Origin of the sequence: Acinetobacter sp. SwsAc5 (genome assembly GCF_013391485.1) — a bacterium.
GTDB lineage: Bacteria > Pseudomonadota > Gammaproteobacteria > Pseudomonadales > Moraxellaceae > Acinetobacter > Acinetobacter towneri.
The window spans coordinates 79,899-105,233 of record NZ_JACAXD010000005.1; the positions used below are offsets into that span (position 1 = coordinate 79,899).

Consider the following 25,335-nt stretch of genomic DNA (forward strand, 5'->3'; position numbering starts at 1 on the left):
TTATTCTTTAGAATTAAAGGTCAAGGATGAGTTTAGCTGGCTCTTCTAACAATTCTTTGATTGTTACAAGGAAACCTACAGCTTCTTTACCATCAATTAAACGGTGGTCATAAGAAAGCGCTAAGTACATCATTGGCAAGATTTCAACTTGACCATTTACCGCCATAGGACGCTCTTGGATTTTGTGCATGCCCAAAATTGCAGTTTGTGGCGTGTTTAGAATTGGTGTAGATAACAATGAACCGAAAGTACCACCGTTAGTAATGGTGAATGTACCGCCAGTCATATCTTCAATACCTAGCTTACCGTCACGTGCTTTATAAGCATAGTCACGAATACCGTTTTCTACTTCAGCGTAGTTCATGCGGTCTGTATCACGTAATACAGGAACCACTAAACCACGGTCAGAAGAAACCGCAACACCGATGTCGTAGTAACCGTGATATACGATGTCTTCGCCATCAATAGAAGCGTTTACTGCTGGGTAACGTTTCAATGCTTCAGTTGCAGCTTTCACGAAGAAAGACATAAAGCCTAAACGTGCACCATGACGTTTTTCAAATGCGTCTTTGTATTGTGCACGCATTTCCATGATTGGCTTCATGTTCACTTCGTTGAATGTGGTTAACATTGCAGTTTCTTGAGTCGCTGCAAGTAAACGCTCTGCCACGCGCTTACGTAAACGTGTCATAGGAACACGTTTCTCGATACGCTCACCTACCGCAACGCTTAATGGCGCAGCTGCAGCAGCAGGTTTAGCTTGATGATTTGCAACATCTTCTTTAGTGATACGACCACCACGACCTGTACCAGAAACGTCTGCAGCATTGACACCTGTTTCAGTCAACGCTTTACGTACTGCTGGTGCTTGGTCAGCAACTGGTTGTGCACGCTCAACAACTGGCGCAGCGCCTGCTTCAGTTTTCGCCGCAGCTTGCTCTACTTGTGCTTCAGACTGAACTGCTTGAGTTTGAGCAGCGCCAGAAACAGCACCCGCTTCAAATTGAGCAATTACTTCGTCTGAAAGAACGGTGTCGCCTTCGTTTTTAATGATGACAGAGATCGTACCATCTGCAGGAGCGACTACTTCCAAAACAACTTTATCGGTTTCAATATCACAGATCACTTCATCACGTGAAACTGCTTCACCTGGTTGTTTGTGCCAAGTTGCAATCGTACCGTCTGCAACTGACTCTGGAAATACCGGTGCTTTAATTTCGGTTGCCATTATTTCGAATCTCCTGTTATTCAGCTACGATCGCAAGCGCGTCATTGATGAGCTGAGCTTGTTGTTTTGCATGCAAATATGGTGAACCACACGCTGGTGCTGCAGATGCTTCACGACCCGCATAACTAATGCGAATCTGTTTACCAGTTTTCATTACGTCATCATATAAACGTGGCGCGATGAATAACCAAGCACCTTGGTTCTTCGGCTCTTCTTGAGTCCAAACTAATTCTTTTACGTTTGGATAAGAAGCAAGAACTTCAGCAAGACGTTGTTCTGGATATGGGTACAACTGTTCAATACGAACAATTGCAGTATTGTTCAATTCTAATTCACGACGCTTTTCAAGCAAGTCGTAATACACTTTACCACCACACAATACCAAACGCGTCACGTCTGATTTGTTGATGTTGTCAATTTCATCAATCACAGTCTGGAATGTACCAGTTGCAAGCTCATCAAGGTTAGACACTGCTAACTTGTGACGAAGTAAAGACTTCGGCGACATGATGATCATTGGCTTACGGATTGGACGAATCGCCTGACGACGTAAAGCGTGGAAAATCTGTGCAGGTGTTGTTGGTGTCATCACTTGCATGTTTTCTTCCGCACAAAGCTGTAAGAAACGCTCTAAACGTGCAGATGAGTGCTCAGGACCTTGACCTTCAAAACCGTGTGGAAGAAGCATCGTTAAACCACACACACGCTCCCACTTGGTTTCGCCAGATGAAATGAACTGGTCAATCACCACTTGAGCACAGTTTGCGAAGTCACCAAATTGTGCTTCCCAAATGATCAAGCTCTTTGGAAGTGTCGTTGCATAACCGTATTCGAATGCCAATACTGCCATTTCAGACAATAAAGAGTCGTAGATTGCAACACGTGGTTGGTTCTCTTTGATATGGCATAACGGAATATAAGTTTTACCATCGACTTGGTTGTGCAATTTTGCGTGACGGTGTGAGAAAGTACCACGACCTACGTCTTCACCCGTCAAACGAACTAAATAACCTTCATCCAACAAAGTGGCATAAGCTAAAGTTTCAGCTGCACCCCAGTTCAGTGGCATTTCACCCGTTTGCATTTTTAAGCGATCATCAATCACTTTTGCAACTTGGCGCTGCATTACGAAACCTTCTGGAAGTTTACGCATGGTTTGACCAAGTTCTTTCAAACGCTCAACTGGGAAAGTCGTATCCCAAACGTCTGTATAGTCGTGGCCTAAGTACGGAGACCAATCTACAAACATTTTGGTATTTGGCTCAAGTACCAACGCATTCGCAACGTGATTACCCGCTTCTAAATCAGAACGGTAGTCTTCAACCATTTGATCTGCCGCAGCACGATCCAACACACCTTCTTGCACCAATTGGTCAGCATATAAAGTACGTGTTGTGGTCTTTTTGTTGATCACTTGATACATCATTGGCTGAGTTGCTGCTGGCTCGTCAGCTTCGTTGTGACCACGACGACGGTAGCAGAACAAATCAATCACGACGTCTTTACGGAACGTATGACGGAAATCGTGCGCCAATTGAGATACAAAAATCACAGCTTCAGGGTCATCGCCATTCACGTGGAAAATTGGCGCCTGAATCATTTTTGCAATGTCAGTACAGTATTCTGTAGAACGTGCGTCACGTGGGTCAGAAGTTGTGAAACCAACTTGGTTGTTAATCACAATGTGAACTGTACCACCTACGGTATAACCGCGAGTTTGTGACATTTGGAAGGTTTCTTGGTTAACACCTTGACCTGCAAATGCGGCATCACCGTGAACGATTAATGGCAATACATCATCACCACCAATGTCTTTACGACGTACTTGGCGCGCACGTACAGAACCTTCAACCACAGGTCCAACAATTTCTAAGTGCGATGGATTAAACGCAAGTGCCAAGTGCACTTCACCACCCGGAGTCATCACGTTAGATGAGAAACCTTGGTGATATTTTACGTCGCCAGAACCTTTTTTATGCAAGCTCTTACCTTCGAACTCACCAAATAGGTCTGCAGGGTTTTTACCCATGATGTTCACAAGCAGGTTCAAACGACCACGGTGTGGCATGCCAATGACGACTTCTTTACAGCCAACAGCACCCGCACGTTGAATGATTTCATTTACCATCGGGATAAATGATTCACCGCCTTCTACACCAAAGCGTTTCGCACCAACGTATTTATTACCTAGATATTTTTCTAGACCTTCAGCTGCTGTTAAGCGCTCAAGAACGTGTTTCTTTTGATCTGCAGTAAATGTGAACTTACCACGTGCGCTTTCTAAGCGTTGTTGAATCCAGCGTCTTTCTTTGGTATCAACAATGTGCATGTATTCTGCACCAATTGAACCGCAGTAGATCGCCTGCATGGCATCAACCATTTCGCCTAGTGTTGCTTCAGACTTACCAATTTCCAAATTACCTGTATGGAAAACAGTATCTAAATCAGACTTAGTTAAACCATGCGCAGCAAGATCAAGATCTGGCACATCTTCACGTTTTGCCAAACCTAGTGGATCTAATTTTGCTTTTTGGTGACCACGGTTACGGTAAGCAGCAATCAGTTGCAACACGCCAATTTGACGTTGTTCATGTTCAGAACTCACTGAACCTTGAACAATGGCTTGAACGCGATTTGAATTACGACCTAATAAAAGGAATTGCTCACGTACATTACTGTGTGGTTGATCACCCTTCGGGAATTTATCGAAATATTCGCGCCAATCAGCACCGACTGATTCCGGTGACGTCAAATAATGCTCGTAAAGTTCTTCAATATACGCTGCACTATCAGCGGAAAGTTCAGTGTCAAGACGCAGTGCGTCAGCAACTTCTTGCATTTGTGGACCCATTTCCTATTGCAAAAACATTTTCCAGGATGCTTTTTAAGCAAAACCCATGATTGATAATGTCAAATTGGTAACATGACATTAGTCCCCAGTTGACATATGTCATGAGGCGTTATCACTACATTAGGAAAACCCAATGTCATTTATGAATCATAACGCCCTCATTGGCATCATCACTCATTTATATACTCGACCCAAGCCGAGCAATTTTTTGCAAAATCGTTTTAGAAAAAATAAGTGCTCAGTCTTAGCTTTTCTAATACGACTTTTCTGCAATAGTCCTGATTTAATAACACATCATTTGCACTTAAAATGTTGATAAAATGTACAAAAATTCAACATTTTTCAGATATAGTCATTTGTTAATCGTAACATGATCTCAGAAATGCAATTGATTTTTTTGACACATACCTCCTATAAATTGGCGAAATACACTGATTCTATTTTCATCTAACATATGGTGCTTTATTTAAAAAACAGATGCAATTTAGACCAAAGTCCAACACCGCTATTTCAGATAAAATAAAAGAGAGCACATCTCTCAATCTGCCCTCTCACTTACACGTTACATGATAACATCTAAAAATAAATATTGCAGCTAAACTTGGCATTTGCCCATGCTTTACAACAAAATAGCAGCACTGGATTACAATTGTGTGCAACTTTAGTCGGCTAAATGCTGTTTTTGTCTATTTATCCAACAGTTATACCTAAAAAATATCAAATACTCACTTTTTAATCACTTCTTTGCATGCAACATTTTTCATTTACGTACTCATCAAAAACAAGCAACTTATCACACGACTTTTATCGTAATTTTGGCACAAAAAAAAGCACACCTAGGTGTGCTTTTCTCAACTGATCACGCAGTCTATTAGCCAGCCATATCTAAAAGCATGTTACGGATGTGACCGATTGCTTTAGTTGGGTTCAAGCCTTTAGGACATACAGATACACAGTTCATAATACCTTTACAACGGAACAAAGAGAATGGATCGTCAAGACGAGCCAAACGCTCTTGAGTTGCAGTATCACGCGAATCGATAATGAAACGATATGCATTCAACAACGCTGAAGGACCCAAGAACTTGTCTGGGTTCCACCAGAATGATGGGCATGAAGTTGAACAACATGCACAAAGAATACATTCATACAAACCATCAAGATGCTCACGCTCTTCTTGAGATTGTAAACGCTCTTTTGGTGGCGCAGGTTGGTTGTTGATCAAGAACGGATGAATCTTGTTGTACTGATCGTAGAACTGATTCATGTCTACAACCAAGTCTTTAATTACAGGAAGACCTGGAAGCGGACGAATTGTGATCACTTCTGGTAAATCGTTTAGGTTCCAAAGACACGCTAAACCATTTTTACCATTGATGTTTACACCATCAGAACCACAAATACCTTCACGACATGAACGACGGAATGTCAAAGATTCGTCTTGTACCTTCAATTCAAGAAGTGCATCAAGCAACATACGGTGCTTATCAGTCAATTCAAGCTTAAAAGTTTGCATGTACGGTGCTTTATCCTTATCAGGATCGTAGCGGTAGATATTAAATGTACGAGTACCTCTACTCATCTTACTTCTCCCAATTAGAATGTACGTGGTTTAGGTGGAATAGCAGCTACAGTAAGTGGCTTGTAACGTACTGGTTTGTACTCAAGACGGTTATCTGTAGAGAACCATAAAGTATGCTTCATCCACTCATCATCACGACGACCATAAGAATAAGTTGGGTGATCTGGTGGTAACTCAAAGTCTACAACCGTATGCGCACCACGACATTCTTTACGTGCAGCAGCTGAGATCAGTGTCGCTTTAGCAACTTCATACAAGTTTTCAACTTCTAATGCTTCTACACGTGCAGTGTTGAATACTTTAGATTTGTCTTTCAAATGAATGTTACGAACACGTGGCTCAAGCGCAAGAATTTGTTTCACACCTTCATCAAGCAATGCTGAAGTACGGAATACACCTGCGTGGTCTTGAACGATGTTACGAATTGCATCAGCAACTTCTTGAGCGTTTTCACCTGAAGTCGATTCGTCAAGTTTACGAATACGGTTCACAGTGTTTTCAAGTACAGTTGTTGGAAGTGGTTCGTACTCACCATCGTGTTGCTTAGTCACATACTCAATGATGTGTTGACCCGCAGCTTTACCAAATACAACCAAGTCAAGCAATGAGTTTGTACCTAAACGGTTAGCACCGTGTACAGATACACATGAACACTCACCAATTGCATAGAAACCTTTTACTGGTTTAGCAAAGTCACGGTCGCCCGCGTTGGTTGTATATGTATCAGTTTCTGCGTTATAGTTCGCAACCAACTCTTGAGTTTCACGGCTTTCTGGAACAACCACTTGACCATGAATATTGGTTGGAATACCACCCATTTGGTAATGGATTGTAGGAACAACAGGAATTGGCTCTTTAGTACAGTCAACGTTCGCGAATTTCTTACCAATCTCAAATACAGATGGAAGACGCTTCATGATTGTGTCTGCACCCAAGTGCGTCATATCAAGCAAGATGTAGTCTTTGTTTGGACCACAACCACGACCTTCTTTAATTTCTTGGTCCATAGAACGTGATACGAAGTCACGTGGCGCCAAGTCTTTCAAAGTTGGTGCATAACGCTCCATGAACGGTTCGCCTGAATCGTTACGAAGGATACCACCCTCACCACGACAGCCTTCCGTTAACAATACGCCCGCGCCCGCAACACCTGTTGGGTGGAACTGCCAGAATTCCATATCTTGTAATGGAATACCTGCACGCGCAGCCATACCAAGACCGTCACCAGTGTTGATATATGCGTTTGTAGATGCACGGTACACACGACCTGCACCACCTGTAGCAAACAATGTCGCTTTCGCTTGGAATACTGCGATTTTACCTGTTTCTTGGTCAATTGCAGTCACACCTAGTACATCGCCAGCTTCGTTACGGATCAAATCAAGAGCGATCCATTCTACGAAGAATTGAGTGCCCATTTTCACGTTGCTTTGATAAAGCGTGTGAAGAAGTGCGTGACCTGTACGGTCAGCTGCAGCACATGCACGTGGAACCGCTTTTTCACCGTAGTTTGCAGAGTGACCACCGAATGGACGTTGGTAAATTGTACCGTCTGCGTTACGGTCAAATGGCATACCCAAGTGTTCTAATTCATAAACCACTTGTGGCGCTTCACGCGTCATGAATTCAATCGCGTCTTGGTCGCCCAACCAGTCAGAACCTTTTACTGTGTCGTAAAAGTGGTAGTGCCAGTTATCTTCTTGCATGTTACCAAGAGATGCACCAATACCACCCTGCGCTGCAACAGTGTGTGAACGTGTAGGGAATACTTTGGTCAATACCGCAACTTTCAAACCTGCTTGAGCAAGTTGGTAAGATGCACGCATACCTGAACCACCACCACCAACGATGACTGCGTCAAAGAATTGGTGTGGAATATTTGTATAATCTTCTTTAGGGTTAATCGCGCCCATGATATTTTCCTATCAATTCGCCCAGAAAATCTGGATTGCCCAGATTGCGTATGCAAAAACAGCAATAATCACTGCTGAAGTCAGCACTAGGCGTAAACCTGAAGCTGAAGGACCCATTTGACGAGTAGTCACATAGTCAGTGAATACTTGCCACATACCGATCCAAGCATGTGCAACAAGAGATAAGACTGCCAATAAAGACATAATCTTCATTGGTAATGTCATCATAAAGCCGTACCACTGTTCAAAGTTGAATCCACCGTTAAGAAGAATCCAACCAAATACCACAACGGTATAAACAGCAAGAACAACAGCACTAATACGTTGGATAAACCAATCGCGAGAACCTGAACCCGTTAAACCTGTAGCACTTTTCATTAGATTACAATCCATACAAATGCTGCAACGATACCGATAGCAGACAAGATCAATGAAATAGTAGCTGCAATGCGACCACTTTGCAGTTCTTCTGCAAAACCAAGGTCAGCAAGTAAGTGCTTAACACCAGCAATGAAGTGATAGATTAAGCCGGCTACAAATACCCATACGATAAAGCGCACAAAGAAACCGTTAAAAATTTCTTGAACTTGAGCAAAACCTTCAGGTGAAGACAAAGACTTGTCTAACAACCATAAAAGTACCGGTACGAGTAAAAATACGATGACACCAGAAAGACGGTGTAGAATTGATGCAATAGCCACGGGCGATTTTAAGTTTACTTCTAAAACTTGACCCATGGACAAATTGACAGGTCTGTTGCTTTTCACAGCGGGCATCCTGTAAGTAAAAACTCCATCCGGAGTTTGTTGGAATAAATTCGAAGGAAAGCTGGCATTGTTAGGCAAATTCATGCCTAACCTTAAAACGACACTGAATTATAAAACGTCAACTGTTAAAATACAAACAACTCTACTCGGCTTTTTGGCTAAAAACCCTTTAAATAAGAATCATTAACAAGTATAAAAGCAAACCACTCGCCATCAATAGCCACACAAGCAAACATAAACCCATGTTTTTTCAATCAATTATTAAAATAAAAATTCTTAATGACACAATAAACAGCTTTAGAATATTTAGACTAAAGATAAATTTGTACTTTGTTTTTCTGATGTTCTTTGGGTTTTCACATACTTATATATAAGTATGTAGCGCTATATATGTATGCACTCTACTTCGTTGCAGCAATTTACAACCACAACACAAGACTCTTAGATCCAGACAGCCCATCACTTTGCTTTGGTCAAGGTACACCTGATCATGGATTAAACTTTAATGACGGCACATACCTCAATCTATTTATACAACTTATATTTACTTTAAACACAACACCCAAATAAATATTAAAAATGACAATCATCATGCGAAAGAATGACTTATCCAGTATTTTCTAATATTACACAAAACGAGAAACACTTAGTCTTATGCAAAAACCCATATTCTTTTGGCCAAAAACCAACGTTTTCTAAAAGTTTTTCTTTGTTTAATCAGTCATTTTTTGATCAATTAACATCTATTTTAAATACCCGACTTGCAGCCTGTATCCAAAAGACAAACCTGCCTGATGGCAATGCAAAAACGTGTAAGTTATGAGAATTAGATAAATTTAAGTTTTGGACTGCAACCCACCGCAGAATCACCACAGCAAAACCATTATTTAAAATTGCTTACAATTAATCCCAAACGATGATTTTTTTCTGCACATCCAACAAATTTTGACTTATGATACTGCGGCTGTGCTGTGATTTTATTGATTTTTTTACTGGAATTTTTTCGGCTTTTTCTGCAAACAGTCGTCTACTTAATCCATAAGTATAATTGACAAAATTTCAGTACTCTCTAATCTTAGAGCAAATTTTTAATCCGTCTGACTTGCGCATTAAAAGATTGATACTTCGAGTCAGATCAACATTCACCAGGACAGGAGATCTATTGAATGTCTGAAGCAACTGGCAAAAAAGCCGTATTACAGCTTGATGGAAAAGAAATTGAATTACCAATTTACAGCGGCACATTAGGCCCAGATGTAATTGACGTTAAGGATGTGTTGGCGGCAGGTCACTTTACTTTTGATCCTGGTTTTATGGCAACAGCGTCTTGCGAGTCTAAAATCACATTTATTGATGGTAACAAAGGTATTCTTTTACACCGTGGTTACCCAATTGACCAATTGGCAACTAAAGCTGACTACTTAGAAACTTGCTACTTATTATTAAATGGCGAGCTTCCAACAGCTGAACAAAAAGCTGATTTTGACGCAAAAGTTCGCAACCACACTATGGTTCACGACCAAGTTAAGCGTTTCTATAACGGTTTCCGTCGTGATGCTCACCCTATGGCAATCATGGTTGGTGTTGTTGGTGCGTTATCTGCGTTCTATCACAACAATTTGGACATCGAAGATGTTAACCACCGTGAAATCACAGCGATTCGTTTAATCGCGAAGATTCCTACTTTAGCGGCTTGGAGCTACAAGTACACAGTTGGTCAACCATTCGTTTACCCACGTAACGACTTAAGCTACGCAGAAAACTTCTTGTACATGATGTTTGCTACACCAGCAGACCGTGATTACAAAGTTAACCCTGTTCATGCACGCGCTATGGACCGTATTTTTACGCTGCACGCTGACCACGAACAAAACGCGTCTACTTCAACTGTACGTTTAGCTGGTTCTACTGGCGCTAACCCATACGCATGCATCTCTGCAGGTATTTCTGCACTTTGGGGTCCTGCTCACGGTGGTGCGAACGAAGCTGTTCTTAAGATGCTTGACGAAATCGGCTCTGTAGAAAACGTTGCAGACTTCATGGAAAAAGTGAAGACTAAAGAAGTGAAGCTTATGGGCTTCGGTCACCGCGTTTATAAAAACTTCGACCCACGTGCAACAGTAATGAAGCAAACTTGTGACGAAGTTCTTAACGACTTAGGTATCAACGATCCACAACTTGCACTTGCAATGGAACTTGAGCGTATTGCGTTATCTGATGAATACTTCATCAAGCGTAACTTATACCCTAACGTAGACTTCTATTCAGGTATCATTCTTAAAGCGATTGGTATCCCAACAGAAATGTTTACTGTAATTTTCGCTCTTGCACGTACTGTAGGCTGGATCAGCCACTGGTTAGAAATGCACAGCGGTCCTTACAAAATCGGTCGTCCACGTCAGCTTTACACAGGTTACACTCAACGCGACATCAACCGTTAATTCGGTTCGCGTTGTACCTTGTAAAACGAGTACGACTCAAAAAACCACCTTCGGGTGGTTTTTTTTATTTTTGAATATTTATCCACACTAGAATACAAAGCCTTGGTAGTTTGACTTAGACAACATAATTAAATTGGGTCACAACCCATTTTACGCTATATTTTTAATGTCAGCCTTTCATGATCAATTTACATGCTGCAACTGCATTTCTTATTTTTAAGTCTGCTCATGCGTTTTTTAAAACTTGCGCAGTTTAAATATCGCTACTTAACACCTGCAGAAATACAGCTCTGCCAGTCTGTGTTCGGCCATTTAATTGACTACAGCAAAGTCAGAGTCATGAATCACCCCTATTTACCTTGGCAACCACAACATATATTTATGGCACCCTGTGGTGATATTCATGTGCGCAATTTGCATTACCGTTCAGACTACACTCAAGCACATTTAGGCTATCAAGCCATTTTTATTCACGAAATGGCGCATGTCTTGCAATATCAACAGAAAATCAATGTCTTGCTACATGGCGCACTCTTACAAACGGCATATTATTTAAGCTTTAAACAGTACAATCCATATCGCTATCAATTGACTACAAACAAGCCTTTTTTTGCCTATAACATTGAACAACAAGGTGACATCGCTAAAGATATTTTCCTGAAAAAAATTGACAATATTATTCTGAATCCACCAAAACCAATTGCTTAACTGAATATTCTTTAACTTGAGCGATCAGGCTTAAAACCACAGACAAACCTAATCTTAAAATATAATAATTTCAAATAAATAGCATAAAAATTCTGTCACATTTCAATGATATTCTGCAGCATACAAGAATAAAGTGTATTCGATGCTAGCATCTATTCTAAATTACGATAAAATAGCAAAAGTCTCTATTTTTGCACCGCAAAATAAGATCTTTATCTGTTAGAGGCTTTGTTGCATAAATATGTAAGCATCTGATTTAAATAAATTTAATTTTGGATCAAAAAATAATCAAAACTTTTAAAATCATATAGTTATGAAATCTTTGTGCAACAAAGCCTCTGTTAGATAATAAATGGTTTTTATTTGTGCCTTTCGGCAGTCGTTTAATCCACAATACACTGCGCTGAAATTTTTATAACAATAATAATCAGTTGTTTATGTGTATTTTAAACCTATAGGAATAGGACTTAATTTAAATGAAATCTTTTAAAATTGCCCTTGCACAGTTCTCTCCACACATCGGCAATCTCGAAGCAAATGCGCAAAAAATGCTTGAACAGGCAAATGAAGCGAAAAAACAACACGCAGATCTGATTATTTTTCCTGAACTTTCTCTCTTGGGTTACCCAGCAGAAGATTTATTACTGCGCCCAAGCTTGAACAAACGCACTCAACAAGCATTTGAACAATTACGTGAAATTAAAGATATCGTTTTAGTTTTCGGTTTTGTGAATGAAACTGAAGATGGTCAACGCTTCAACTCTGCTGCAGTCATGAAAGATGGCAATATTCTTGGTATTTATAACAAACAAAATTTACCGAATTATGCCGTATTTGATGAGAAGCGTTATTTCGATGAAGGTCATCAACATCTGGTATTTGAATACCTTGGACATAAATTTGGTGTATTAATTTGCGAAGATTTATGGGCACTGCCAACGGTACAGCAACTCGCACAACTCAATGTTGAAACAGCATTGGTGCTCAATGCATCACCTTATGAAGTGGGCAAGCCACAACATCGTGTACAAACCATGACTGAGCTGGCTAAGCAACTCCATTTAAATGTCGTGTATGTGAACCAAGTGGGCGGTCAGGATGATTTAATCTTCGATGGTACCAGCTTCGTGATCAATCAAGCGGGCGATGTTGCACTACAAGCACCGACGTATCAGGAAGGTGTATTCTTCGTTGAGTATGATGCTGCTCAGAAATACTTTAAAACTGCAGAGATTAGCCCCGCTTTAGATACGTTGGCAGAAATTTACCAAGGCTTGGTTTTAGCTACACGTGACTATGTTCAACGTTCAGGCTTCCCTGGGGTTATTTTAGGTTTATCGGGTGGTATTGACTCTGCGCTGACACTTGCAATTGCAGTCGATGCCATTGGTGCAGACAAAGTACAAGCGGTGATGATGCCATATACTTATACTGCGCAAATCAGTGTTGAAGATGCGGCAGAGCAAGCCAAAGCTTTAGGCGTAACCTTCGGTATTGCGGAAATTCACCCTGTAGTAAATAGCTTCATGCAAACCTTGTATCCGTTCTTTGGTAATAGCCCAAGTGACACTACTGAGGAAAACTTACAAGCCCGTGCACGCGGTACGATTTTGATGGGACTTTCCAACAAATTTGGTAATTTAGTCCTGTCTACAGGCAATAAATCTGAACTGGCTGTTGGCTATTGCACCTTATACGGCGATATGGTCGGCGGTTATGCCGTACTTAAAGACGTGTATAAAACCATTGTATTTGAACTGGCAAAATACCGTAACAGTATTGCTGATGCGCCTGTTATTCCAGAGCGTGTGATTACTCGCCCACCTTCTGCAGAATTGCGCCCAGATCAGAAAGACCAAGACTCTTTACCACCGTACGAAATTTTGGATGCAATTTTATATGCCTACATTGAAGAAGACCAAAGCCAAGAAGATATCATTGGCAAAGGCTTTGAACGTGCGATGGTTGAGAAAGTCATTCAATTGGTTGATCGCAACGAGTACAAGCGTCGCCAAGGTGCATTAGGACCACGTATTAGTTCACGCGCTTTTGGTCGTGAACGTCGCTATCCGCTCGTCAATGGTTGGAAAGCAGGGATTTAACGCTAAAGCATTGCTTAAACAAAGATATAAAAAACCAAGCTACGGCTTGGTTTTTTTGTACCTGCCATTAAACCAATGCTGCAAAAAGTAGCCTAAAATTTTGACATAAAAAAAGACCAAGCTGAGAGCTTAGTCTATAAAAATGGTGGCTATGACGGGACTTGAACCTGTGACCCCCGCATTATGAGTGCGGTGCTCTAACCAACTGAGCTACATAGCCATAAACTGTGTGCGCATTATCTAAACTTAGCCCTGCATCGTCAAGTATTTTAACTTACAAACGCTCACAGTTTAAACAAATACTTTTCAATTTATTAGTTTTTAGGCAATTTACCTTTTTCTTACGGATTATCATCCACATTTACTGCAAAATTTATTCAAATGACCAGAGAAAATACTATGTCTGCTACTCTTCGTTTTAAATGGCTTGCTGTTGCAGGCTTAGCTTTGAGCTTAGGTGCATGTCAGGTCGTTGGGCCTATTTTGGTCGACTACAACGGTGTACGCCGTGACGTAGCACAATATATCAACTCGAAAATGAGCTACAGCTTTGCTGACAAACATGTATTGGTGGCCTATGCCAAAGGTCAGCAAAAGATTCTTACTGCAGATCGTCTCAGTCCTGAAGCCCAGCAGCAATTGGCCTATGAGCGTGCGGTGGGGCGTTATTGCGCATCACAACATATTTCACTGAAAAAGTTAAATCAGGTGGATGCCAAAATTTTTAGCTATCCTGATCAGCAAGCCAACTGGCAACATATTCAAAACCTGCAAATGCAAATTCAGCTCGACACCAACAACATAGATTGCACAGGTAAATTTTAAAGATAAAAAAAGACCACATTAGTGAATGTGGTCTGAAAAATGGTGGCTATGACGGGACTTGAACCTGTGACCCCCGCATTATGAGTGCGGTGCTCTAACCAACTGAGCTACATAGCCAAAAACTGTGCGCGCATTATCTGCTGTAATGCTATAGACGTCAAGCATTATCACACAACTATTGCTTAAAATTTGGTGAAGTGAACCGATAAGCCGGGTTCTGTCAAGAACGATCATTCCTCTAGGCGTACAATCACTCATACGCTCAAGCGACCTACCCGAATCCAGTACGGGCCGTACCTCAGGATTCCTATTTGGTCTTGCTTCTGGTGGGGTTTACCATGCCATGAACTGTTACCAGCCATGCGGTGCGCTCTTACCGCACCCTTTCACCCTTACCTTCAATTTCTTCCGAAAAAGAAACCATATGAAGGCGGTCTACTCTCTGCTGCACTTTCCGTCGGCTCACGCCGCCCAGGCGTTACCTGGCACCCTGCCCTATGAAGCCCGGACTTTCCTCCCCTGTTTCAGTCACGGAGACCTCCACAGCAGCGATCGTCTGGTTCACTTCGAAGGCGCATCTTAGCAAAATTATAAGTTAATTGCTTGCGCTTTTTTGAGCAATCAGTTTTTTATATTTTTCCAGCAATTGTTCCTGTGTTTCTACATGCTCTGGATCGAGCGGAATACAATCGACTGGGCAAAATAACTGACACTGCGGCTGCTCGTGATGTCCTACACATTCAGTACATAATGCTGGATTAATCTCATAAATCAGCTCACCCATATAAATTGCCTCATTTGGGCATACAGGTTCACAGACATCACAGTTAATACATTTATCGGTAATATATAAAGACACGCTACCAACCTTGTCGTAATTTACGCTCAAAGGCTTCGACCACAACAGGTGCAACAAATTTAGTCACATCACCTTTTAAGCGTGCAATTTCACGAACTAATGTAGAAGAAATAAATGAATATTGCTCTGAAGGAGTCAGAAATACCGCTTCATATTTCGCATCTAATTGACGGTTCATATTTGCCAACTGAAATTCGTATTCAAAATCTGAAACAGCACGCAAACCACGCAAAACTGCAGTCGCATTTTGCTCACGGAAAAAATTAACCAATAAACCATCAAATCCGACAAATTCAACATTAGGCAAATGCTTTAAAGATGCCTGTGCCAATTCCACACGTTCTTCCAAAGTAAAAATTGGATTTTTATGATGTCCAATGGCAATTGCGACCACGACTTCATCAAACATTTTTGCAGCACGTGTCACCAAGTCAATATGACCATTAGTAATCGGGTCAAAGGTGCCCGGATAAATTACGCGAGTTTTAGACATCCATTATGCTCTAGTTGGTTTTGTCAAAGTTAGTTTAACAAATACAAAAAACTTTAGTGAACAAAGTCTACCAAATTATGAAATATCAAAGCAGTTTAGCCAACAGTTGTGATGATTTTGATTTGTCAGCAAGCCTTGGTTTGAGGCACAATAGTCATAAGTTTGGAAGTAATTGAATATGGCGAAGCTAACTGTAGTTAAAAAAAATACGGGCGGAACAATTGCACAGAATAAACGTGCACGCCACGATTATTTTATTGAAGAAAAATTTGAAGCAGGACTTTCTTTGCAAGGTTGGGAAGTCAAATCTTTGCGCGCAGGACGTATGACTATTACCGAAAGTTATATCCTGTTTCGTGACAATGAAGCCTTTTTATTTGGTGCACAAATTCAACCACTCTTGTCGGCTTCAACGCATGTAGTGCCTGAAGCGACCCGTACCCGCAAACTCTTACTTTCACGACGTGAAATTGAAAAGTTGATGGGTGCAGTCAATCAAAAAGGTTATTCTTGCGTACCTTTAGCATGTTATTGGAAAGGCCCTTTAGCGAAGCTTGAAATTGCTTTGGTGAAAGGTAAACAATTGCACGATAAACGCGCTTCTGAAAAAGACCGCGATTGGCAGCGTGATAAAGCACGTTTGATGCACAAATAATTTTGCACATTCCGCCCATAAAAAATGCTCGAGATCAACATCGAGTATTTTTTATGGAAGTTGTAAAACTAAAAATGCTTAGTCTTTAAGTTTTAATTCCACCAAATATTTACCAAATTTGACTGCAGTTTCCAAATCACCTTCGGGTGGCGTAACTTCAACACTGGCATTATCAGACTGCGTCATTAAACCCAAAAAGCTCGACATGCGGTTAATATCGTGTGGACTACGCCCTGTCGGCATAAACGGTAAACCTGACCACAACATGCCATGCTGCATCGCAAATAAATTAATTTGTTGCAGCACCGCCAGTTTATCGCCACTTAAACCACCGCCATTGGTAAAACCTGCCGCCAGTTTACCCTGCCAAGTTCTGGCCAACCAACGCTTAGACGATTGCTCCATAAACTGTTTTAAAGCCGAAGTAATGCTGCCCATATAAGTTGGACAGCCCATAATGATAATATCGGCTTGATCTAGGCTATCCCATTCAATTTCAGCCACATCCATCAAAGTCACCTGAGCATCCATTTGCGCAGCACCTTGTGCAATATGCTGTGCCACCTTAGCAGTATGACCATAAGGACTGTGATAAACCACCGCCACACGAATAGCAGCGCAAGAAGATGTTGAATGAGTCACTGACATGAGAATGTTTAAAACCAAATAATTAAGTCAAGTTTAACACTAAGCCTGCATAAACACGAATGTTGCCATACGTCCTGTACGTGCTTGACGGCGGTAAGAATAGTAATCATCGGCTTGTTGATACGAGCACTGATCACCGCCCAAGACCGTTGTAACACCATGCTGCTGCAAAATAAAACGCGCGATCGCATACAAGTCAGCGAGATATTTACCTTGCTGCTGCCCTGCAATAAAAGCCGTGTCTAATTCAGGATATTTATCGCAAAATGCCTGTTTCACCTCAGCCCCAACTTCAAAACACGGCTGACTAATAGCCGCACCCAACCACGCCCATGTTGGCGCACTTTGCATTTCGACGATGGTGTTTTCGATAATACCGTTGGCAAGACCACGCCAGCCTGCATGCAGATTCGCAACCTCAGTGCCTTCGGCATTGCCCAAAACCACAGGTAAACAGTCTGCGGTCATCATCATTAAAGCATGCGCTTTACGCTGAGTGACCAAACCATCGCCTTCTAAAGCTTCACAAGTGATTTGCTCATTAATGGTCTGACACAACACGCTATGTGTTTGCGTCATCCACGTCATTTTATCGACCCCATATTCAGCAAACTCTGCCAGTAAACTCATACGATGCTGCTGCACACGCCATGCATCATCCTGCACATGCAGCGCCAGATTAAAACCAGATACATCGGCACAGTCTGTCGCTAAAGCTTGCACATGTTGTATGCGGGTTTGCCCAACATACACACCTGCAGGTAATCCTTGAACAAATTGCATAAATCTATCCTTAGTCGTTTTCTGGCATTGCCGTATCTGAGTTGATCTTGTTAATGCTGTCTATGCAACAATTAATAGGCAGCATTTTCACTGCGTAACACGTCTACCAATTGTTTAAAGTCTTCAGGCCACGGCGCTTCAAACATCATTTCTTCTTGAGTACGTGGATGCACCAAACCGAGTTTGACGGCATGTAAGGCCTGACGTTTAAAGTTACGCAAGGTATCGTTTAATAATGCCGATGCGCCTGCTGGCACACGTACACGTGGCGTATAAACAGGATCGCCAACCAAACCATAACCAATATAACTTAGATGCACACGAATTTGATGAGTACGTCCAGTTTCCAAACGCGCCTGAACACGAGTGAAATGCTGAAAGCGTTCTTTAACATTGTAATGTGTGACGGCGTCTTTGCCGCCCGGCAAAACAGCCATTTTCACTCGATCTACAGGATGGCGTTTAATCGGCTCATCGACAGTGCCTCCCGCAATCATGTTGCCGTACACCACCAAGTCGTATAAACGATAAACTGACTTTTTCGCCAGTTGCTTGGTCAAGGCAAACTGTGCTTCCAGATTTTTGGCAACCACCAGCAAACCCGAAGTATCTTTATCAATACGATGCACCAAACCTGCACGAGTTAACTCTGCCGATTTTGGATAATGATGCAGCAAGGCATTTACCAGAGTTCCAGAGCTATTTCCCGCCCCCGGATGCACCACCATGCCCACAGGTTTATTAATCACCATGATATCATCATCTTCATAAATAATATCCAGTGGAATATCTTCAGGCAGGCTGCGGGTTTGCGCTTCAAGCTCGACTTCTAGGGTAAGAAGCTCATCACCTTCACACTTATATTTAGGTTTGACCGTGTTACCATTTACCAACAAATGACCGTCTTTGAGCCACTGTTTTAGCTTTTCACGTGAAAATTCACTCCAAATGATGGCTGCAACTTGGTCGATGCGTAGTCCTAAGTGGCTGTCATCCAATTGAAATTGCAACGATAAACGTGTTGCAGTTGAGTCTGAAGTATGGTTATCTGCATCCTCAGCATCTTCAAGTAAATTGAACTCAGTTTCAGGTAAATTGGAATGGGTAGATTGTGCTTGACTCATTTGCTCATTCAGACAAAAGTGGTTTAATAGCGCAATTGTAGCTCATTGCCCGTATTAACAGAGGAATTTTTATGTCGCTACCACGTTATAAAATAACAATGCTTGCTCTTTCACTCGGCGTTGCGTCTGCAATTGTGGGCTGTAGCAGCAATCCAAAAAAAGAAGTGGTCGATACTGGTCCGCAATCTAGCGAACAGGTTTATATTGAAAAAGCAGAAAAAGCACTGGATCGTGGTCAATACACCGATGCCGTTAAGCATCTTGAAGCTTTAGAAACCTATTATCCAACGGGTGATTATGCGCAGCAAGCGCAGCTTGAATTGTTGTATGCAAAATTCCAGCAAAAAGATTATGAAGGCGCAATTGCTGTTGCAGATCGTTTTATCCGCATGAACCCGCAGCATCCTAAAGCCGATTATGCCTACTATGTACGTGGCGTAGCGAATATGGAACAAAACTATGATGGTTTGTTGCGTTATACCTCGCTCAAGCAAGCGCACCGTGATGTCAGCTATTTAAAACTAGCGTATCAAAACTTTGTCGATTTTATCCGTCGCTATCCATCAAGCACTTATGCGGTAGATGCTGCACAGCGTATGCAGTTTATTGGTCAGGAACTGGCAGAAGCCGAAATGAATGCAGCACGTTATAACATTAAACGTAAAGCATGGGTGGCTGCAGTAGAGCGTTCATTGTGGGTAGTTGAGCATTATCCGCAAACTCCGCAAATTCCAGAAGCGTTGGCAACGGTGGCTTATGGTTATGGCAAACTGGGCGATCAAGCCACAGCTCAGCAATATATTGATGTGTTGAAACTGAACTATCCAAATTTGGTTAAAGCAGATGGTAGCGTGAATTTACGTGCTGCCCGTCATGACGCAAGCTGGATTAACCGTGCAACTTTGGGTATTTTCGGACGTGAAGCGCAAAGCAGCACCGAAGCACAACAGTCAGATACTAAAGCACAAGCAGAGCCATCACGCAGCCTCACCAACCGTTTGAGTTTTGGCTTGCTCGATCGTCCAAAATCTCAAAACGACAGCACTGAATAAAACCATTCCGACTGATTTTTCAGTTTTGAAAAATGCAAAGGGCAAGTTATGATACTTGCCCTTTGTTCTTTTATGGGCTTGTTTCCTGTCCTAGAAAAAGATACAAAAGAGAATGCTCATTGAGTCAATCAGCACAGTCTGATGTATTCAACCTGTTCGGCGAACCTTTCACTACCAAGAGATAACAGACAAAACCGTATGGCCATTCCACAGCACACGATTGATCAAATTTTAGATCGCACTGATATTGTCGATCTGATTGGTCAGCGCGTGAAATTAAAAAAAACTGGTCGTACCTATTCGGGCTGCTGCCCGTTCCATCAGGAAAAAAGCCCGTCTTTTCACGTTTACCGTGACAAGCAGTATTATCATTGCTTTGGTTGTCAAGCAAATGGTAACGCCATCCGTTTTTTAATGGATATTGATAACCGAAATTTTGTAGATGTCATGAAAGACTTAGCCAGTCAAACAGGCATCGAACTCCCGAAAGATCAGCACGACAGCAAAAAACTCTCCTATAAACGTGAAGCCAAAAAGCCAGCAACAATTACAAAGCCAAAACCGCCTGTAAAAGATCAGCAGGAAACTGCTGCGGCTCCAACTGCAACAAACGAACATGCTAACGATGCTGACACGAGTGTGGGAATCGACTTTGATCCTTTTGCCGAGTTTCAAAGCACTGAATACTCAAGTTCTGAATTTCAGAACAGTACAGACCCGTTTGCAGGTTTTGAACAATGGGACGCCATACAGGAAGCACCTGCGCAGGAAGGTAACTTATACGACTTGCTCGAAAACGTGGCTCAATATTATGAGCAGCAATTACCGCATAGCCCTGCCGCACAACAGTATTTCCAAAAACGTGGTTTAACTGCACAAACCCTGCAATTCTGGCGTTTAGGCTATGCACCTGAAGACTGGCAACATTTGGAAAAAGCCTTTCCACAAGACATTGCAGGCTTAAAGCTTCTGGGCTTGATTCGTACCAGTGACAAAGGGCGTGACTTCGATTTACTGCGTGATCGGGTGATTTTTCCAATCCGTGACAGCAAAGGACGTGTGGTTGGCTTTGGTGGTCGCGCACTTAATGATGAAATCAAACCCAAATACATCAACTCGCCCGACTCAGAAGTGTTTCATAAAAACCAATTGCTCTATGGTTTATATGAAGGACGCAAACAAAAAGCCCAAGATTATTTAATGGTCGAAGGCTATATGGATGTGATTGCCTTGCAGCAATACGGCATTCATGGTGCTGTAGCGACACTCGGTACAGCCAGTAATACCGATCATTTAAACATTCTATTCCGCCAAAACAACCGCATTACCATCGCTTTTGATGGCGATGCCGCAGGTCAAAAAGCCGCACGTCGTACACTGGAAATTGCACTGCCTTTGCTCAATGATGGACGTGAACTGAAGTTCTTTGTTTTACCCAATGAGCACGACCCTGACTCACTTATTCGTCGTGAAGGCATCGAAAATTTCCGACGTTTATTAGATCAAGCACCTTTGCTATCAGATTTTGTCTTTGCGCATCTCACCCAAAACCATAATATCAGTACCCCTGAAGGCAAAAGTCAGGTCATGGGTGAACTGCGGCAGTTGACCGAACTTTTGCCCAAAACGGGTTCTTATCGCTATTTGCTGCAACAGTTTTTCCGTGAAAAGTTAGGCTTTAACCGTAAATGGCAGGCACAGACCAATAACGATGCATCTTTGAGTTTTAGCACCAAAGTCGATGCCGAAGAATATGTGATTGCGATTCTAATCAATCACCCGTATTTGTATATTCACTTTGAACCGTTACGTGCGCTGATTCCAAATGATCATCTGCTACACCAAATCTTAAATATTTTAAATACTATTTTTGATGATCTACCCGATGATCCTGAACAAGCCAAATATTATATTTTGGGTGCATGCTCAGCGTATCACTATGAATTACAGCGCATTTTACAACAAGCCAATGTCAGTGATTACACGACTTCTCCTGAACACGTCGATAAATTGGCGCAGGATTTTTCGACCAAATTGCAATACGACTGTTTACAGCAAAAAATTCGCTCCAAAAAATTCAGCAGTATTGAAGAAATGAAGCGATTGAAACATCAAATTTATGAAATTGATAAAAAAAGATCGCTGACCTTGTTAGAGGAATAAGCGATCTGGTCTGATTAGATTAAGTTTGTATCGTCAAAAATCTTTTTTGTAAATCACGTTAATCTTACTTATTTGCGACGACGTTTGGCAGTCGCTGCTAAATTTTCCTGCATAAACTCAAAACATTCAGGCTCATCACCTTTGGCTGCTTCACGCAATAAAATAGAAGTTGGATGCAGCAGTTTTTGGGTTAAACGATAGGAAAATTCTTGCATAACTTGTGCAGCATCTTCACCTTTGGCAATACGCGCCATCGCCAAATTTAATTCTTCCTGACGCAAGCTTTCGCCATGTTCACGGTAAGCATGAATGGTCGCACCTGCTTGCTGAACTTTTTGATGGGTCACCAACTCAGTCACAAGCTGATTGACCATTAGCTCTGCTTCCACAGCCGCCTGACGACGCTGCGCCAAGTTTTCATCAATCACGCTTTGCAGGTCATCGACCCCGTACAAATACACGCCATCCAAATTTTCAATTTTAGGATCAATATCACGTGGTACGGCCAAATCGACCAACAACATTTGCTGATAGCGACGTTTCTTTAACGCTGCTTTCACTTCAGGATAAGCAATCACCTGATGCAAACTACCCGTACAGCTTGAAATTACATCAGCGCGGTGTAAATTGGCTGCTAACTGATCAAATTCAATAATTTCAACTTCAACCCGATGCGCAATTTCTTGTGCCAAAGTTTCGGCGCGGGCGCGGGTACGGTTACAAATTAAAATTTTAGCGACGCCCATCTCAGCTAAATGCTTCGCTACAAGGCTATTCATTTCGCCTGCTGCCACCACCATCACGGTTAGTTTTTCAGGATGGCTAAATACTTGTAACGCCAGTTGCGCTACCGCATAACCCATAGACACGGCATGGCTGCCTACGGCAGTTTCTGAACGTACCCGTTTGGCAGCATAAAACGCATATTCAAAAATTCGGTTGAGTTGTTGCGAAACCGTATGTGAGTCTTTGGCTAAAGACAGCGCAGTTTTGACCTGACCTAAAATTTGCGGCTCACCCAACATGAGTGAATCTAGCCCACTGGCTACGCGCATTAAATGCGACACCGCCTGTGCATTTTCATAACGATAAACATGACGACTCAATTGCTTCGCATCAATACCATTGACGTGTGCAAGCCAATCCAACACCTGTTCTGGATGTTCAGACATGGCGTAGACTTCGGTACGGTTGCAGGTAGACACCACCACCAAATCATTCAGTTCGGGATGTTGGCTTTGCTCAGCAAGTAAGGCACTTAACTTTTCTGGGTTAAATGCAATTTGCTCGCGCAACTCTACAGAGGCGGTTTGATGGTTGACACCCAATGCAAAGAAAGACATATCAGATCATCATTTCGCTAAATTTATGCTATTGTGCAATAACGGTGTCATAAAAAGCATTACTTGGATCAAGAAAAATTGCGTCAAACAAATAGCCGACCATACGGCGCGACAATTAAGCAATATTCTACCACATTCTTACTGGTCGGTAGCATGGCTTCAGTTGCTCATCTTAGAGCATCTGAAGAAATTTATCATGCAAATTCAAATTATAATGCGGTAAAACAAACCATGGTGGCAGAATTTGCCTTGGCTTATGGCGATATTCCAACTGCATTACACAACTACACGGTCTTGGCAATTAAGAACAATTCGACTTCCATTAAACAACGCGCCCTGAATATTGCCATTGAACAAAATGACCTACGTGCCGCATTAGATATTGCAACACATTGGGTGGTACAAGAACCATCCGATGTCCCTGCACTGTTTTATTTGGCGCACATTGCACTCAAAGCGCATGAATATGACTTGGCTGCAGAAACCTTAGATAAAATTCTAAATATTGATGCCACGGCTGACTTAGAACAAATTTTGGCGGGAATTTCCCCTGAATCTGTAGAAGACCGTGAATTTCTGATTCAAGCCCTGCGCACCAGCAAAGCCAAAGACAATCCATCTATTTTGGTATTGATTGCAGGTTTAAAAGCGCAAAATGGACAATATCAAGCCGCGCTCGACACCATTAACAGAGCGTTGCGCAAACGCCCGAAAGTCACTGGCTATATTTTAATGAAAGCCAATTTGTTGAGCGTACTTGGCAATGAAGAAGAAACGGCAGCTTGGTATGCAAAATCCAGCCGTAAACACAAAAATAATTTTGAAGTCCGTTTAGCCGAAGCCAAATATTTGGTCAAAAAAAATGAAGCAACTTTGGCGCTAACAAAGCTAGAAGCTATTTTAAAAAAATGGCCTACGGAAGATGAAGCCTTATTTATTGCAGGTTTGACCAGTATTGACTTGAAACAATACGAAAAAGCCGAAAAATATTTAGTAGAGTTGCGCTATTCAGCCCAATATCAAAACGAAGCCTATTTCTATTTGGCAGTCAATGCCGAGCGTAAACAGCACTTTGAAACAGCCAAAGCCTATTATCGTTTGGTGGATGGTAGCCTCTATACGGTTTCACGTCGCAACATGATCAGTATTTTTGCCCAGCAAGATAAACTGAACGATGCCCTGCGCTTTTTAACGCAGGAACGGGTCAACTATCCGCAGCATGCCAGTTTTTTATATCAGGCACAGGCCGATATTTTAAAACGCATGGACAATAAAAAAGCAGCTCTGCGTTTGTTAGATGAAGCCATCAAAAACCTGCCCGATGATCCTGACCTGATCTATTCAGAAGTCTTACTATTGGATGCACATCAGGAAAAAGACAAACTGGATCAACTGCTCACCAAGTTACTGGAAATTGAGCCGAACAGCCCAACCTATTTAAATGCCTACGCCTATACTCTTGCACTGCAAAATCGTCGTTTGGATGAAGCGCGTCGCTATGTAGAGCAAGCACTTGAGTTTGCACCTGAACAAGCCTCTATTTTAGATACTTTAGGTTATGTCAGCTATTTGCAAAATGACTACACTGCTTCGGCACAGGCTTTGGAAAAAGCCTACGCGCTGAGTCATAGTGCCGCGATTGGCTCACGTTATGCAAAATCGTTGTATATGCAAGGAGATATTCAAAAATTCAGCCAAGTGTTACAACAATTACAACAAAATCATCCGAATGATCCGCAATTGCAACAATTAAATTCGCTATTGTTACCGCAGCCAGTTAAAAAGAGTTAAAAGATTC

The 25,335-nt window shown here is 41.9% G+C and carries 20 protein-coding genes, 2 tRNA genes and 1 other RNA gene; 8 read left to right on the forward strand and 15 right to left on the reverse strand.

Annotated elements, in window-relative coordinates:
* Positions 1 to 13 precede the first annotated feature (13 nt).
* The 6 genes from odhB to sdhC all read right to left on the reverse strand — a co-directional run bounded on the left by odhB (position 14) and on the right by sdhC (position 8,350).
* Positions 14 to 1,228: a 2-oxoglutarate dehydrogenase complex dihydrolipoyllysine-residue succinyltransferase gene (gene odhB / locus HYG89_RS04155; RefSeq protein ID WP_178866161.1), complete on the reverse strand. Its 1,215-nt coding sequence runs from the start codon at positions 1,226 to 1,228 to the stop codon at positions 14 to 16.
* A 16-nt stretch (positions 1,229 to 1,244) separates the two neighbouring features.
* On the reverse strand, positions 1,245 to 4,067 hold the full coding sequence (locus HYG89_RS04160) for a 2-oxoglutarate dehydrogenase E1 component (protein WP_178866163.1): 2,823 nt from the start codon (positions 4,065 to 4,067) through the stop codon (positions 1,245 to 1,247).
* Positions 4,068 to 4,950: 883 nt separating this feature from the next.
* Positions 4,951 to 5,661, reverse strand: a complete 711-nt coding sequence (locus HYG89_RS04165; RefSeq protein ID WP_004972196.1) for a succinate dehydrogenase iron-sulfur subunit — start codon at positions 5,659 to 5,661, stop codon at positions 4,951 to 4,953.
* Positions 5,662 to 5,675: 14 nt separating this feature from the next.
* Positions 5,676 to 7,574 (reverse strand): FAD-binding protein, encoded by a 1,899-nt coding sequence (locus HYG89_RS04170; RefSeq protein ID WP_004972199.1) that lies wholly within the window; start codon positions 7,572 to 7,574, stop codon positions 5,676 to 5,678.
* A gap of 12 nt (positions 7,575 to 7,586) precedes the next feature.
* Entirely contained in the window at positions 7,587 to 7,952 is a 366-nt protein-coding gene (gene sdhD / locus HYG89_RS04175) for a succinate dehydrogenase, hydrophobic membrane anchor protein (protein WP_004972200.1), read from the reverse strand.
* A complete protein-coding gene (gene sdhC / locus HYG89_RS04180) occupies positions 7,952 to 8,350 on the reverse strand; it encodes a succinate dehydrogenase, cytochrome b556 subunit (RefSeq protein ID WP_026438062.1) in 399 nt (132 codons plus the stop codon). Before sdhC ends, sdhD begins: the two co-directional genes overlap by 1 nt.
* Before the next feature lie 1,157 nt (positions 8,351 to 9,507).
* On the opposite strand from sdhC, the gene gltA reads away from it, so the two are divergent.
* The 3 genes from gltA to HYG89_RS04195 all read left to right on the forward strand — a co-directional run bounded on the left by gltA (position 9,508) and on the right by HYG89_RS04195 (position 13,592).
* Positions 9,508 to 10,782 (forward strand): citrate synthase, encoded by a 1,275-nt coding sequence (gene gltA / locus HYG89_RS04185; protein WP_096901013.1) that lies wholly within the window; start codon positions 9,508 to 9,510, stop codon positions 10,780 to 10,782.
* 192 nt (positions 10,783 to 10,974) lie between these two features.
* Entirely contained in the window at positions 10,975 to 11,490 is a 516-nt protein-coding gene (locus HYG89_RS04190; protein ID WP_178318539.1) for a hypothetical protein, read from the forward strand.
* Positions 11,491 to 11,966: 476 nt separating this feature from the next.
* The gene (locus HYG89_RS04195) at positions 11,967 to 13,592 is read left to right on the forward strand and encodes an NAD+ synthase (protein ID WP_178866165.1); all 1,626 of its coding nucleotides are present in this window, start codon (positions 11,967 to 11,969) and stop codon (positions 13,590 to 13,592) included.
* Positions 13,593 to 13,735: 143 nt separating this feature from the next.
* Here HYG89_RS04195 and HYG89_RS04200 read toward each other — a convergent pair.
* Positions 13,736 to 13,812, reverse strand: a tRNA-Met gene (locus HYG89_RS04200).
* A gap of 179 nt (positions 13,813 to 13,991) precedes the next feature.
* Between HYG89_RS04200 and HYG89_RS04205 the strand changes: the two genes are divergently transcribed.
* A complete protein-coding gene (locus HYG89_RS04205) occupies positions 13,992 to 14,417 on the forward strand; it encodes a hypothetical protein (RefSeq protein ID WP_178866167.1) in 426 nt (141 codons plus the stop codon).
* Between the two features lie 40 nt (positions 14,418 to 14,457).
* Here the strand turns inward: HYG89_RS04205 and HYG89_RS04210 are convergent.
* The 4 genes from HYG89_RS04210 to coaD all read right to left on the reverse strand — a co-directional run bounded on the left by HYG89_RS04210 (position 14,458) and on the right by coaD (position 15,769).
* Positions 14,458 to 14,534: transfer RNA gene (locus HYG89_RS04210), tRNA-Met, on the reverse strand.
* A 73-nt stretch (positions 14,535 to 14,607) separates the two neighbouring features.
* Positions 14,608 to 14,985: RNase P RNA component class A (rnpB, locus tag HYG89_RS04215), an RNA gene on the reverse strand.
* Positions 14,986 to 15,012: 27 nt separating this feature from the next.
* Positions 15,013 to 15,276, reverse strand: a complete 264-nt coding sequence (locus HYG89_RS04220; RefSeq protein ID WP_178866168.1) for a YfhL family 4Fe-4S dicluster ferredoxin — start codon at positions 15,274 to 15,276, stop codon at positions 15,013 to 15,015.
* Between the two features lies 1 nt (position 15,277).
* Positions 15,278 to 15,769: a pantetheine-phosphate adenylyltransferase gene (gene coaD, locus HYG89_RS04225; protein ID WP_004972207.1), complete on the reverse strand. Its 492-nt coding sequence runs from the start codon at positions 15,767 to 15,769 to the stop codon at positions 15,278 to 15,280.
* A gap of 178 nt (positions 15,770 to 15,947) precedes the next feature.
* Here coaD and smpB point away from each other — a divergent pair, with 178 nt between their 5' ends.
* Positions 15,948 to 16,424 (forward strand): SsrA-binding protein SmpB, encoded by a 477-nt coding sequence (gene smpB, locus HYG89_RS04230; protein ID WP_004972209.1) that lies wholly within the window; start codon positions 15,948 to 15,950, stop codon positions 16,422 to 16,424.
* A 78-nt stretch (positions 16,425 to 16,502) separates the two neighbouring features.
* Here the strand turns inward: smpB and HYG89_RS04235 are convergent, their stop codons facing one another.
* The 3 genes from HYG89_RS04235 to rluD all read right to left on the reverse strand — a co-directional run bounded on the left by HYG89_RS04235 (position 16,503) and on the right by rluD (position 18,979).
* Positions 16,503 to 17,072, reverse strand: coding sequence for a flavodoxin family protein (locus HYG89_RS04235; RefSeq protein WP_004972210.1), 570 nt, complete (start codon positions 17,070 to 17,072; stop codon positions 16,503 to 16,505).
* A gap of 39 nt (positions 17,073 to 17,111) precedes the next feature.
* A complete protein-coding gene (pgeF, locus tag HYG89_RS04240; RefSeq protein ID WP_167845845.1) occupies positions 17,112 to 17,855 on the reverse strand; it encodes a peptidoglycan editing factor PgeF in 744 nt (247 codons plus the stop codon).
* Between the two features lie 71 nt (positions 17,856 to 17,926).
* Positions 17,927 to 18,979 (reverse strand): 23S rRNA pseudouridine(1911/1915/1917) synthase RluD, encoded by a 1,053-nt coding sequence (gene rluD / locus HYG89_RS04245; protein ID WP_004972212.1) that lies wholly within the window; start codon positions 18,977 to 18,979, stop codon positions 17,927 to 17,929.
* A gap of 71 nt (positions 18,980 to 19,050) precedes the next feature.
* Between rluD and HYG89_RS04250 the strand changes: the two genes are divergently transcribed.
* Positions 19,051 to 20,031 (forward strand): outer membrane protein assembly factor BamD, encoded by a 981-nt coding sequence (locus HYG89_RS04250; protein ID WP_178866169.1) that lies wholly within the window; start codon positions 19,051 to 19,053, stop codon positions 20,029 to 20,031.
* A gap of 198 nt (positions 20,032 to 20,229) precedes the next feature.
* Positions 20,230 to 22,194, forward strand: a complete 1,965-nt coding sequence (locus HYG89_RS04255; protein WP_178866211.1) for a DNA primase — start codon at positions 20,230 to 20,232, stop codon at positions 22,192 to 22,194.
* 68 nt (positions 22,195 to 22,262) lie between these two features.
* Here the strand turns inward: HYG89_RS04255 and hemA are convergent, their stop codons facing one another.
* Positions 22,263 to 23,537: a glutamyl-tRNA reductase gene (hemA, locus tag HYG89_RS04260; RefSeq protein WP_004972216.1), complete on the reverse strand. Its 1,275-nt coding sequence runs from the start codon at positions 23,535 to 23,537 to the stop codon at positions 22,263 to 22,265.
* Positions 23,538 to 23,615: 78 nt separating this feature from the next.
* Between hemA and HYG89_RS04265 the strand changes: the two genes are divergently transcribed.
* Positions 23,616 to 25,328: a tetratricopeptide repeat protein gene (locus HYG89_RS04265; RefSeq protein WP_178866170.1), complete on the forward strand. Its 1,713-nt coding sequence runs from the start codon at positions 23,616 to 23,618 to the stop codon at positions 25,326 to 25,328.
* Positions 25,329 to 25,335 lie beyond the last annotated feature (7 nt).

What these genes read in the sequence shown, in the direction of transcription:
- pgeF (WP_167845845.1), bottom strand. Translation starts at nt 17,855, where the DNA reads ATGCAATTTGTTCAAGGATTACCTGCAGGTGTGTATGTTGGGCAAACC.
- coaD (WP_004972207.1), bottom strand. Translation starts at nt 15,769, where the DNA reads ATGTCTAAAACTCGCGTAATTTATCCGGGCACCTTTGACCCGATTACT.
- rluD (WP_004972212.1), bottom strand. Translation starts at nt 18,979, where the DNA reads ATGAGTCAAGCACAATCTACCCATTCCAATTTACCTGAAACTGAGTTC.
- HYG89_RS04190 (WP_178318539.1), top strand. Translation starts at nt 10,975, where the DNA reads ATGCTGCAACTGCATTTCTTATTTTTAAGTCTGCTCATGCGTTTTTTA.
- HYG89_RS04255 (WP_178866211.1), top strand. Translation starts at nt 20,230, where the DNA reads ATGGCCATTCCACAGCACACGATTGATCAAATTTTAGATCGCACTGAT.
- HYG89_RS04160 (WP_178866163.1), bottom strand. Translation starts at nt 4,067, where the DNA reads ATGCAAGAAGTTGCTGACGCACTGCGTCTTGACACTGAACTTTCCGCT.
- sdhD (WP_004972200.1), bottom strand. Translation starts at nt 7,952, where the DNA reads ATGAAAAGTGCTACAGGTTTAACGGGTTCAGGTTCTCGCGATTGGTTT.
- HYG89_RS04205 (WP_178866167.1), top strand. Translation starts at nt 13,992, where the DNA reads ATGTCTGCTACTCTTCGTTTTAAATGGCTTGCTGTTGCAGGCTTAGCT.
- odhB (WP_178866161.1), bottom strand. Translation starts at nt 1,228, where the DNA reads ATGGCAACCGAAATTAAAGCACCGGTATTTCCAGAGTCAGTTGCAGAC.
- HYG89_RS04165 (WP_004972196.1), bottom strand. Translation starts at nt 5,661, where the DNA reads ATGAGTAGAGGTACTCGTACATTTAATATCTACCGCTACGATCCTGAT.
- HYG89_RS04250 (WP_178866169.1), top strand. Translation starts at nt 19,051, where the DNA reads ATGTCGCTACCACGTTATAAAATAACAATGCTTGCTCTTTCACTCGGC.
- HYG89_RS04170 (WP_004972199.1), bottom strand. Translation starts at nt 7,574, where the DNA reads ATGGGCGCGATTAACCCTAAAGAAGATTATACAAATATTCCACACCAA.
- hemA (WP_004972216.1), bottom strand. Translation starts at nt 23,537, where the DNA reads ATGTCTTTCTTTGCATTGGGTGTCAACCATCAAACCGCCTCTGTAGAG.
- gltA (WP_096901013.1), top strand. Translation starts at nt 9,508, where the DNA reads ATGTCTGAAGCAACTGGCAAAAAAGCCGTATTACAGCTTGATGGAAAA.
- smpB (WP_004972209.1), top strand. Translation starts at nt 15,948, where the DNA reads ATGGCGAAGCTAACTGTAGTTAAAAAAAATACGGGCGGAACAATTGCA.
- sdhC (WP_026438062.1), bottom strand. Translation starts at nt 8,350, where the DNA reads ATGCCCGCTGTGAAAAGCAACAGACCTGTCAATTTGTCCATGGGTCAA.
- HYG89_RS04195 (WP_178866165.1), top strand. Translation starts at nt 11,967, where the DNA reads ATGAAATCTTTTAAAATTGCCCTTGCACAGTTCTCTCCACACATCGGC.
- HYG89_RS04235 (WP_004972210.1), bottom strand. Translation starts at nt 17,072, where the DNA reads ATGTCAGTGACTCATTCAACATCTTCTTGCGCTGCTATTCGTGTGGCG.